The following is an 11,585-nucleotide window of genomic DNA, read 5'->3' as shown; positions in this document are numbered from 1 at the left end:
CGGAAGCTCTGCTTCCGCTTACGGCGTGAGGTTATTATACCATCTTCCCAAATAAATGAACAGTATCAAATATGTAACTGCATCGCCAAAGAACGGAAAGAGGCCCTCCGGCGATTGCCGGAGGGCCTCCCTCGCTGATACTGCATATGATTCAGACTGCTGGCTCACCCAGCGGCCATAAGGCCCGCAATTAAGCGATCGAAACCGTGCAGTGCTTGACGGCTTCCTTACCGTTCAGAGAGGTATACACGCCCGCGCTTGTGCCCGGCGCGCCAATTGCCCACACTCTGAAGTAGTAATCGTTGCCGATCTGCGCCACAAACTGCGTCTTCAGCACGCTGCCGTCGCCAACCGTGAAGTTTGGCGCCAGGCCATTGCCGTTGAACACCGTCATCTTGAAGCAGTACGCCTGCCCTCTCTTCAGCGCAAAGTTCATCGTCGTATCCGAGCGTACATAGGCCGCCGTGTTCTGCGCGCCGGCAACCGCTGTGCCCGCGGAACCGTAGCTGTTGTCCGCAACGCTGGTGCTGCTGCCGGAGCTCGTCTTGCCATTTTCCTGCCTCTTCGTCAGCTTCTCCTGTGCGTCCACCAGCTCGTCAAACGCTTTTGTAATCTCTTCCTGCGTCTCCGCATTCTCGTACGCATCCTTCGCCGCCGCAATCTTCTCGTCCAGAGTCATCAGGCTGGAAGCTGTGTACAGGCTGCGGTCGATACTCTCTGCCGCGTCGATCTGTTCTTTCAGCGCTTCTCTGGTCGGGATCAGGCGCAGGCCCGACATGGCTTCTACCAGCCGCAGCGCCGCTGCGTTGACCGCCGCCTGGTCTGCATCCGCCGGCAGCTCTCTCGCCGCTTTCAATGCCGCCTTGAACGCTTCCTGTCCAACCGGCAGGTAATCGGTATCCAGAATGCCTTCGATTCTCGTGCCTTCCGCAATGAACGCATCCAGCTCTGTGCGGTCTACCTTGTCCACCAGAGCCATAATCGCGTCATACAGGGTATCCCGCGCCTTTGTAATATCGCCCTGCAGCGCATTTTCGTCTGCCATCACGCCCTTGGCTTCTGCCAATGCGTTTGCGACGACTGCCCAGCTCGCCTCTGTGAACAGGTCCGCGTTCATGCTCTCTGCCACGGTAATCCAATGGTCGAGATCCTTCTTGTCGCCCGGTTTGAACTCCAGATAGTGGAGCATATTCATCAGGTCTTTCCACGCGGTGTTGATCTCGCCCTGTGTCGCCGCCGCATCCTTCTGCACCGCGACCGCCGCGTCGTACGCCGCCATGAACTTCTCCTGCACCACCGGGAGCAAACCTTTTATTTCGCCCGCATCGATGCGCGCTTTTGCATAGGCGACCACCTGGTCCAGCGTGGTCTTATTGACCGTCTCAAAGACAAATTGCAGGTTTGCCGCATCCATGCCCATTGTGAAATCATACAGGTATTCTCTGCCGCTGATGACCGTCGGTTCCGCGCCGTCCACGGAGACGGAGCGGAACAGCTCGTTTTCAAGCCGCGGCGCGAACGCCAGCTGCAGCTTCGTGCCGCTGTCCACATCCTTCTGGGTATACCTGCCGATCAGGTCCGCCAGCTTCTGCTCTTCGCCGTTTACCTTCAGCGTTACATTCTTGCCGTAGTTGACAATTACACTGCGGTCTTCCTGCGATACGACTACATCCAGCGTGGGCTGATAGCCGACCAGGTTCATCACGCCGTCTGCCAGGATAAAGCTGCCCTGCAGGGTGTAAGTGTCGGCAACATTTGGATTATACTCGCCTGGCTCCCAGGTTACGGTCAGCTCTTTCTCGCTGCCATCCGCCAACGTGACCTTCATGGTCTTGGGCAGGTTCAGGCTCTCAAACGCCTTGCCCAGCGATACGCCGAGCGGGTCAAGCTTCGGCACGTTCAAGATACACTTTTCGGTGCTGACGGCAAACGGAATGACCGTTCCTTCGCCCTCGCCATTTTCATAATAGGTAAAGTCTTCCACTGTAATGCTGATATTTTCGTTGTTGCCGGAACCATTGGTCGCAAAAACACCGATTTTGACATCCGCTGCGTTGGCAACGCCGGAACTTGTCACGTCACGAACCTTGGTCCAGTTGACCCCATCGTAGCTGTAATAGCCGGTAAATACATTGCCTTTGCGCTCCAGCTTCAAGTACGCAGCGTCGTCCTTCTGTGTATCCGCAGCAACCGGAGTTTCATTATATCCGTTTTCAAACTTCATCAGTTCAAAACAGTTGCCGCCAAAGTTGCTGTGGTATCTTCTCATCATGGAGATAACGTTTTTATTATTGACAAATGCCGTCAAAGAAATGGTCTGGAATGCTTTTTCTAAACCGCCGCTCACTTTTACGGTTGTGGTGAAATCCTTATTACCAATAGACTGCACAATCATGTTCTTCGGCAGGCCCGAAAGGTCGGCGTTGCCATCGATGTCACCCGCCAGGGAATTCTGTACAAGGGAATTCGGGCCGGTGTAGGAGATATGCTCGCTTCTTTCGCGCTGGATTTCCCACGTATCCCGGTCAAGCGTATATTTTTCCAGCTCTACCGTAACAGTGCAGGAATCATTGACACTCGGATCCACCGGAGATTTTGCCGTAATAACAGCCGTGCCGGGCTTCAGTCCGGTGACCATGCCGCTGCCGTCCACAGTCGCAATTTCCGGATCGCTGGACTCCCAGATCAAATTGGGAATAGCCGGTTTCTCCGGCGTAATGGTTGCGTTGATCCGCTGGCTGCGGTTGCGTTCGACCGTCATCTCCGATTGGTCAAACTCAATTGTTTCCGCCGCGGAGGGCTTTTCTTTGCTCAGACGAATGGCACAGCCGCCGCCCTTTTTCACGGGAATCGTCAGGGTGTCTTTTGAAGTCACCTTCTGGAATTCCATCTTCATGGAGCGCGCATTGGTTCCGTCGTCGCGATAAATCGCCGCGTAATATTCCTGTCCTTCGTCCAGGAAATCGAGCGGGAACTTTGCGTCGCGCGCATCGGTGGAAATTGCCGCCGCATACCACTCCTCGCCGCTCTTGCGCGCGAGCGCGGTATATTCGCCCGGATAGCCGTCGATAAAATGATAGCCGTCCCAAACAGCCGGGAAGTTCTTATAGAAAGAAATACCGCCGCTGCCCTGGTAATCCTCTACGCTGCTTGCAAAGCAATGCAGGCCGCTGGTATACAGCACGGAAACAGCCATCTGGAAGCCGATGGTGGTGGAAGAACCGCGCGGATAGACCGTTTCCGTCACGTCCGCCGGCCCGACCGCATTGCGGGTAAACGGCATGATGGTGTACTGCTCCGCCTTAAGGTCGCCCATCTCCTGGCCGTAGATGCCCTCGCGGGTCATAATATTCGGATAGGTACGCACTTCACCGGTGGGTTTATTCGCGCCGTGCGCGTTGACAATCAGCCCCAGCTCCGCACATTCCTTATAAATGTCTTCCATCAGCTGGACTCTGTCCTGATTCTCACGGTCAAAGAAGTCCACTTTAATGCCCTTGATGCCGAGTTTCGCCCATCTGGGCAGGCGCGCGGCTCGTTTCTCCGGCGTATTGAGGTCATCGCAGTGTACCCACGCCAACAGGCCAATGCCCACTTCGTCCGCATAGTCGCGCACTTCGGGGAACCAGTCGTATTCGCCCCAATAGCGGCCGCCGTCGCCCTGCCCGGAGCCGGGTCTGGGCTGCCAGCCCTCATCCATTATGAAATAATCCCAGCCCATCTCCGCGGAGAAGTCCAGATATTTCTTAATCGCATTCGGATCGCTCTGCATACCGGCGTAACCGACCAGCCAGGTCCAGGAGGTAACACCCGGTTTCGCCCAGGAATAATCCATTTCCGGGTCGGGATCGGGACTCAGGTTCTCCGTCATGGTATTGACATTGATGGTGCCCAGGTCGCCCGCCACAACAAAGCGCCACGGGAAGGCAAACGGGCCGGTAACCACCGCGTCGCCGCTCTGCTGCGTGGTTGCGTTTACTTTCAGTGTGCCGTTCTTCGCTACGACCATGGAACCCATATAGCCGGCGATGTCCGCCTCGGAAATCATGCCGAAGGCGCCGTCCGGCGTCTCATACAGGAGCGGCATGGTCTGATTGCCGCCAAGGGACTCCACCGTGTTCTCATAGAAGAAGGACTCATAGGAGAAGTTTCCATTGCCGTATGCCATCGACCAGACCTTGGATTTTGCCGGAATCTGGAAGGTGGTGGCCTCATCGTGGACTTCAATCTCCTCGCCGTCCTCCGCCTGCACGGTATAGCGGAACGCCAGGCCGTCGTCGTACGAACGGATCGTGACGTCAAAGCCAACGCCGTCCTTCTCAAAAGAAATCACACGCTCATTATAATGGTTTTTATATGCGTCCAGCTTGCGGGCATGAACGGTATAGGTCTCGTCCACCTCTTTGGACTCCGTCACGCCGACAAACGTCAGGCCCTCTGTAAAGTCCGCAGCGCTGGTATTCATACCCATTGCGGAGAAATTCAGAATGGACTGTCCATTCTGCTGCGCCGAATAGGCGAGCTTTCCATGATCGTCGAGCATAAAGACTCCGCCGGTTTTCCCGTCCGGAGAAGCGACGGACCATACTCTGCCCTCCACCTCGGAACCAATGATAAAATTGACCTCAGCGGTCTTTGTAATCCCATCGAGCGTCACCTCGCAGGTGATGGTCGCCAGGCCGTTCGCCAAGCCGGTGACGACGCCCTTGTCATCCACCTCCGCAATGCTGTCATCGCTGCTGGTGTAAACGATGTCCGCTTTGGACAGGTCCGCTTTGGAATCGTCGACAAGTGCGCCGCTCAGGCTGAGCTTCGCTTTTTCATCAACCTCCAGCAGGGTCTTATCCGCGGACGCGGTGACCATACGCAGATCCTTCTGCACGGATGCGTCAAAAACCACCTTTGCATCTGCCCAGACGCTATGGTCGGAGTTGTTACTGCCATCCGCCTTATCGGTAATCAATGTCAAAAGCTTGGTTCCTTCGGGAATTTCCAAGTCCAAAAACTGTTGTACATCGGACTCCCGCATCATTTCGCTCCGGTAAATTTCCTCATCGTCAGCTTTTACGATGAAAATAACTGTACCGCTTGTTTTTGTGTAGTTGACACCGATATAGGACTGGAATCGCATCGCGCCGCGTCCTTCGATATCATAGACCACCTCAGAATCCGCATGTGCGCACAGGCCCTTATTATATACTTTTGTGCCGCCGTCTTCCGTACGCAATTTAAGAGGTAGATCCTCATACCCCTCGTCGATCATCAGGTTTTGCCAACCGACCTGCGCGCTCACATATTCCATATCGCTCACATAGCGTTCTATGGTTTCCGCCTCCGGCTCGGCCGCCTCTTCCACCTGTTCCACAGCGGCGGCCTCCATCAATGCGGCTGGGTCCTCCGTCTGCGCCATAACCGTTGCTCCGCTGGCCATTGCCATCTGCGCCGCCAAAATCAGCGCGATTGCAGAGCGAAGTGCATTTCTTTTTTTCATTTTCTCCTCCTGTTCTGCTCCTAAAGAAGCATTTTTCTTTTTTACAACTCGTCAAACACGGGACTTTTTCCCGCCGACTGATCTCCCCAAAGTCACTCCTTTCCAAAATATCTGCATTGCAATCTATTCAATCAGTCAATTCATTCGTATTATAGCATTGTCCTCTAATATTTTCCAGTTCTTTTGAACATTTTAGATTATTTTTACAGGATATTTTTTGGTTAGACATATTTTTGAGAATTCACGGGTATGATCTGGATTTCTCTGTCGGAATGTGCTACAGTACGATTGACGGGGCAATAGCGTCTTCCGCCTCCCGCGCGGCAGCCCGGCGAGTCGCCGGGCCGGACAGTCATTCCCGATTCCGGGAGAAAAACAAGCCTCGCCGTGTTCCGGATACACTGCGTGTATCAATAGACACGGCTGCGGTTGCATTTCTAAATGAAGTTTTTTGTATTGCCCCGTCATCAATTAACATATCATAGGGAGGGGATTGCATGCTGCGCACACTGGAGGATTTTTGCCGCGCAGTCTATCCCGGTCTCACACCGGAGCAATTCCGCAAAAATTCCCACCAGCTCGCCGCCTACGCGGACAGCCGCAAGCGCCGTAAAAGCTATCGGGAATGTTGGATTCCTAAAAAGCACGGCGGCGCGCGGCGTATCCTGGTTCCGTCCCCTGGACTGAAGCAAATTCAGCGGGCCGCCGCCGCACTGCTGAAAAACGGCAGCGTTTCTCCGTATGCCACCGCCTATCAGACCGGCCGTTCCGTTTTGGACAACGCCGCGCCACATGTGGGCCGCGAACTGCTGGTCAAGCTGGATATCCGGAATTTCTTCGGCAGCATCCGCTTTCCCGCTGTTTTTCATGCGATTGACCATGCCCTGCGCCGGAACCCGGAGGTTGGCCGGCATTGTAAAGATTACCCGCACGGCAGCCGCGAATCGCACAACTACAACAGCGTGCTCAGTTTTTACCTGGCGCAGTTCTGCACGCTGGACGGCGTTTTACCGCAGGGCGCGCCCTCCAGCCCCATCCTCTCCAATTTGGTTTTTGATTCGCTGGACTGCAAGATTGCCGCATATTGCGAAAGGCGGAACATCCAATACACCCGTTACAGCGACGATATGACCTTCTCCGGATGTTTTCATCCGGAAGTGCTGATTCATTTTGTCCGCCGCCTGCTGGCGGAGTATGGCTTCACTCTGCATGAGGAAAAGACTGTCCTTGCGGGACGCGGATGCCGAAAAAGCGTGACCGGCGTTGTTATCAATGAGACGCCTCAGGTAAGCCGTTCCTACCGCCGCAATTTGCGCCAGCAAATTTATTACATCCGCCGCTTCGGCCTGCGGGAGCATCTTCTGCATCTGGGGCGGACCGCGGACGCGGGCCAGCCGGAGCAATACCTGCGCCAATTACTGGGAAAAGTCTCGTTTGTTTTGCAAATATGTCCGGAGGACCCGGAATTCCAGCAATACCGCGCCTATTGCCTGGGTCTGCTGCGGGCGCATGCCGGCAAAAAAGCACTGTAAAACGTCAAATGGTTCCTGTTTTTTTCTAAATGAAACACCGTGTCAGAACTTGACATAACTTAGGAAACCTCATATAATCAAACCATAAATATCGTCCGGTTTTATCATGGACCGGCGGTCCCCATCATACCGGATGCGGCCCGGCTTATGTGCGGACAGAAGGAGGATTAAGTAATGAAAAAAGTAATCAAGGCACTCTGGTTTGTACTCACAGCAGCTCTACTGGCATATTTTTGTGGCGTATCCGCATATCCGGAGGATAAATATTGAAACGACTGATCTCCCTGCTGCTGGTCCTGACGCTTGTATTCTGCGGCGGCGCGGTCGCCTTCGCAGATGACGCCAGCGATACGCCTGCCACCTATGCGGCCAGTAATACCTTTACCATTGACAATACTTCCCTGGCGGTCAAGATCGGGGAAAGCGCTATGATTACCGCGTATGAGTACGGCTTGCCGATCATGAACGCCACATGGTCGGTCAGCAACCCCAGCATTGCCTCCGTCAGCAACGGCATGGTCACGGGCAAACAACTCGGCACCACGGCGGTCACCGCCACCAACAGTTCCGGGCAAAGCGTCACCTGTTATGTCCACGTAATCCTCAAGGGCATCGATGTATCCGCCTGGCAGAAAACCGTGGACTGGAGTACCATCGCCGCACAGGGCACCGATTTTGCGCTGATCCGCACCGGCTATGGCAAAACCGCGCCGGAGGTACAGACCGACGCGTATTTCGCAACAAACTACGACGGTGCAACACGAAACGGCATCAAGGTCGGCGTTTATCACTACAGTTATGCGGAAAATGTGGAAGACGCGATTGCGGAAGCCAATTTCTGCCTGAGCATTCTCAACGGACGCAGTCTGGATTACCCTGTTTTTTACGATATTGAGGATACGGTACACCGCACCATGGACAAGGAACTGATGGCCGACGTAGTGGAGGCCTTTTGCACCCGGATGGAAGAGGCAGGTTACCGCACCGGTATTTACAGTTCCGTCAGCATTTTTAATTCCAATCTTGCAAGCCCACGGTTGGACAAGTATGACCGTTGGGTGGCAAGCTGGGGCAAGGATGTTCCCAATTTTGACAAGGCCTACACCATCTGGCAGTATGCGTATGGAACGCTGCCCGGAGTGGATGGCAATGTCGACCTGAACTATTCTTTTAAGGATTATTCCAAATCTGGAACACCGGTCGATCCCAGTACCCCGAGCACGCCTTCGCTGAAATGTGACACAGCATCCTATACTTTTAGTAACAGCGATGTGTATTATTACAAAGTGTTTACTACCAGCAATACCGTTCCCACCGCGGCATCTTCCGACCCGTCTGTTGTGACGGTTACGTTCGGCAAGAAGGTCAGCGACGGTTACATTTTTCAGATCAACAATGTGGGACAGGGGTCGGCGGTGATTACCACCACCGCGGCGGACGGGGCATCCGTCAGCTTCCCGGTTACCGGCACAAAGAGTACTGCCACGACATTGCGCTGCGACACCAACTCTCCCTATGTATTTGGTTCCAACAGCGCATACTACTATAAGGTTTACACGACCAGCTCTACAGCACCCACGGCGGTTTCTTCCAACCCGGCGGTCGTTTCCGTCCAATTCGGCAAGAAGGATTCCGACGGCTATATCTTCCAGATCAACAATGTGGGACAAGGGTCGGCGGTGATTACCACCACCGCGGCAGACGGTTCTTCCTGCAGCTTCCAGGCCACTGGAAACAAATCCGCTTCCAGTACGCCGGCCGCGCTGCGCTGTGATACCACGTCCCCCTATACCTTTGGTTCCAACAGCGCGTATTATTATAAGGTATACACCAACAGCGCCACTGCGCCTACAGCGGTTTCCTCCAACCCGGCGGTCGTTTCCGTTCAGTTCGGCAAGAAGGATTCCGACGGTTACATCTTCCAGATCAACAATGTGGGACAGGGTACTGCGGTGATTACTACCACTGCGGCGGACGGTTCCGCGTGCAGCTTCCAGGCCACTGGAAACAAATCCGCTTCCAGTACGCCGGCCGCGCTGCGCTGCGATACCACGTCCCCCTATACTTTTGGTTCCAACAGCGCGTATTATTATAAGGTATATACCAACAGTGCCACAGCACCCACAGCGGTTTCCTCCAACCCGGCGGTCGTTTCCGTCCAGTTCGGCAAAAAGGATTCCGATGGTTACATCTTCCAAATTAACAATGTGGGACAGGGCACTGCATTGATTACCACCACTGCGGCGGACGGTTCTGCGTGCAGTTTCCAGGCGACCGGCAACAAATCGGCTTCCACTGGTACGCCGTCGTCCTCGGGTTTCGTCTGCGATACCACCGCGCCGTTTACCATTAAAACAGGAAACCTGTATACCTTCCTGTTTACGCCCAAGGGAAACATTGGAACCCCGCAGTTTACAACCGGCAACGGCAATGTCTTAGCGACTGCCGGTTTAACCCTGCGCAACGGTTCTTACCTGCTCACGGTCAAGGGTATTTCTAAAGGAAGCACCGGTGTCTATGCGACATTGCCCGGCCAGCAGCCGGTAAAATACTGCACCGTTACGGTGGCATAAACCACAACAAAAACATAGAGCGCATTGCTGATGAAAAGCAATGCGCTCTATTTATATCCTTTCATTCATGGACGCTGTCCAGCCAGACCAGTCAAACATAAAACTGCCTTTCAAATGGTGTATCTGTCCATTTGAAAGGCGGTATACGATCTGTTATCAATCACAGAAGTGTTTCCAGATTTTTTAAATCAATGCGGTCAACCTCCCGCAACTCATACCCGCTGTGAAACAGCTTCTGTGCTTGCGCGGAAATGCAGGGGATCTCCCTTCCCTCAAACACCGTGCTGGTAAACCATTCTGACTGAAATTCGTACCAGTCGCCGTGCAAACCGGCCTGCTTTGCGCTGCCGTCCTCGCAGATTACCAAAGGATGGATATCGATATAGCCCAACGCCGGGTGAAACAGTTCTATCCGCGTCGGGCTCCAATCGGTTGTGATTGCATAACCTTTTTCTTTTAACGCATTCAACAGGCGTTTCGTATGAAGACTGTCATAATCTACATCGACATCCCTGTGTATACGGCTCTGCTTTCCAAGCAGCAGATCGACTCCCCAACCACCGTCAATCCAATATTGGATGTTCAAGTGGCCCAACAGTTCAACAATTTCAAATAAATTTTCCTTGCTTGTACTTTCCTGCATAGGGGTTCCCTTTCATTCATACATTTGCAATTGCCTTTCATTCCAGCGGACCATCTGAAGGCATGTCAACCACGATGAAAGAATTCTACGCTCGTAAACCAGGTCGACAATCCCATCATACTGCCGGGTAGAGAGCAACCGCAGCTTATATTCTGCGCTGTGTTTGTGAAAAAGTGAAATGCCATTCCCAAGAATCGTCGGGATAATGGAAACACAGTACCGGTCTATCTGGTCAGATTCCAAAAGTTGGTTAACAATCTCTGCACCGCCGCAAATCCAGATATTCCCGCCGCCGTTGTTTCTTAGCTTTGACAAAAGCTCCGCCGGTTCCTTTTTTGTAAAAACAATTTTCTCCGTAGAAGGCAGGTTTCTGTGCGTCAGCACATAGCTTTTCTTATCACTGTAAATCCACCGGTCCGGCGACAGCTCCGTGGCAATTTGGTGGTAGGTCTTGTAACCCAGAATTACCGTGTCGATTGAATCATAGAATGCAGGATAGCTTCCCTCATTCTTTGGGTCTGAGCCGTCCCCTTTAAGCCAGGCGACGCCTCCCTTGGTATCGGCAATATATCCGTCCAAACTCATGGCAATATATAAAACAACGTTTCTCATAGGACCTCCTTGCTTTCCTGACGCCCAGAGATAAATCATACCCGCATTTTTCTGTTCGTCAACTTCAAATCTTCATCGCAGCGTACTATTTCCAGATAAATTCGCTACTTTTATTTCACTTCCGTTTCGGGGGAAGGCTTCTTCTTTCGCCGTTTACAGTAAGGCACACCCTTTTTCTTTGTCTGGTGATGCTCCATGCACGCCATGCAATCACCGTAGCGTGGACAGTTTTTCCATTTGCAGGAACAGGTCTCTTTCCCGTTTTCCAGCATTTTGCAGCCCTCCAATGTTTTTCCTAATCTTATCATACCCGACTTAAAGCAGGTCTCTTTTAAGACCATGATTCTTTTTTTATCTTCGCTAACAGGATTCTATTTTCGCTTCCGTTTACGGCGTGAGGTTATTCAATTGTTCCTTTCTCACGCTTGACTTCGTTATATCATCTTCGCGAAACTCTTCATCCCAGCTGGAACAATTCAATGTTCTCCCAGCCGTCGGAAGCTTCGCTTTCGTTTACGGCGTGAGGTTATTATAACATAGGACCCCTAAACCCGCCCATGGTAATATCCGGCATTCCAAACGCACAAACAAAATACCGTCCGCCGCAATTGCGACGGACGGTATTTTTAACGGTTTTCGATACAATTTGTATTATAAAATCTGCTTTCTACAAATTGTACGCATATTCTCTTGCTATCGTTCTGCTGCGGATATTTCCGCAACCGGACAACCGG

At 52.9% G+C, this 11,585-nt stretch carries 5 protein-coding genes; 2 read left to right on the top strand and 3 right to left on the bottom strand.

The genetic code is table 11. The features are described from left to right. Nucleotides 1-190: 190 nt before the first annotated feature. The gene (locus BN2106_RS03445; protein WP_050697180.1) at nt 191-5,491 is read right to left on the bottom strand and encodes a glycoside hydrolase family 97 N-terminal domain-containing protein; all 5,301 of its coding nucleotides are present in this window, start codon (nt 5,489-5,491) and stop codon (nt 191-193) included. A gap of 497 nt (nt 5,492-5,988) precedes the next feature. On the opposite strand from BN2106_RS03445, the gene BN2106_RS03440 reads away from it, so the two are divergent. Continuing rightward, nucleotides 5,989-7,023: a reverse transcriptase family protein gene (locus tag BN2106_RS03440; protein WP_050697179.1), complete on the top strand. Its 1,035-nt coding sequence runs from the start codon at nt 5,989-5,991 to the stop codon at nt 7,021-7,023. 266 nt (nt 7,024-7,289) lie between these two features. Further along, the gene (locus tag BN2106_RS03435; RefSeq protein ID WP_050697178.1) at nt 7,290-9,596 is read left to right on the top strand and encodes a GH25 family lysozyme; all 2,307 of its coding nucleotides are present in this window, start codon (nt 7,290-7,292) and stop codon (nt 9,594-9,596) included. 160 nt (nt 9,597-9,756) lie between these two features. Here BN2106_RS03435 and BN2106_RS03430 read toward each other — a convergent pair whose 3' ends face one another. Together BN2106_RS03430 and BN2106_RS03425 are read right to left on the bottom strand one after the other, a co-directional pair. Then, on the bottom strand, nt 9,757-10,239 hold the full coding sequence (locus BN2106_RS03430) for a nucleotidyltransferase domain-containing protein (protein ID WP_050697177.1): 483 nt from the start codon (nt 10,237-10,239) through the stop codon (nt 9,757-9,759). A 12-nt stretch (nt 10,240-10,251) separates the two neighbouring features. Beyond that, nucleotides 10,252-10,890 carry a dihydrofolate reductase family protein gene (locus BN2106_RS03425; protein WP_456236311.1) on the bottom strand — a complete coding sequence of 213 codons (639 nt, stop codon included), beginning with the start codon at nt 10,888-10,890 and terminating at the stop codon, nt 10,252-10,254. Between the last annotated feature and the right edge of the window lie 695 nt (nt 10,891-11,585).

The sequence above is a fragment of the Anaeromassilibacillus senegalensis genome (assembly GCF_001261775.1).
In the GTDB taxonomy this organism is placed as follows: domain Bacteria; phylum Bacillota; class Clostridia; order Oscillospirales; family Acutalibacteraceae; genus Anaeromassilibacillus; species Anaeromassilibacillus senegalensis.
The sequence above is the reverse complement of the archived record's forward strand: the minus strand, read 5'-3'. Positions and strand labels throughout refer to the sequence as shown.

Excerpts from the sequence above, each read along its gene's own strand:
- BN2106_RS03440 (WP_050697179.1), top strand. The coding sequence starts at position 5,989 with ATGCTGCGCACACTGGAGGATTTTTGCCGCGCAGTCTATCCCGGTCTC.
- BN2106_RS03430 (WP_050697177.1), bottom strand. The coding sequence starts at position 10,239 with ATGCAGGAAAGTACAAGCAAGGAAAATTTATTTGAAATTGTTGAACTG.
- BN2106_RS03445 (WP_050697180.1), bottom strand. The coding sequence starts at position 5,491 with ATGAAAAAAAGAAATGCACTTCGCTCTGCAATCGCGCTGATTTTGGCG.
- BN2106_RS03425 (WP_456236311.1), bottom strand. The coding sequence starts at position 10,890 with ATGATTTATCTCTGGGCGTCAGGAAAGCAAGGAGGTCCTATGAGAAAC.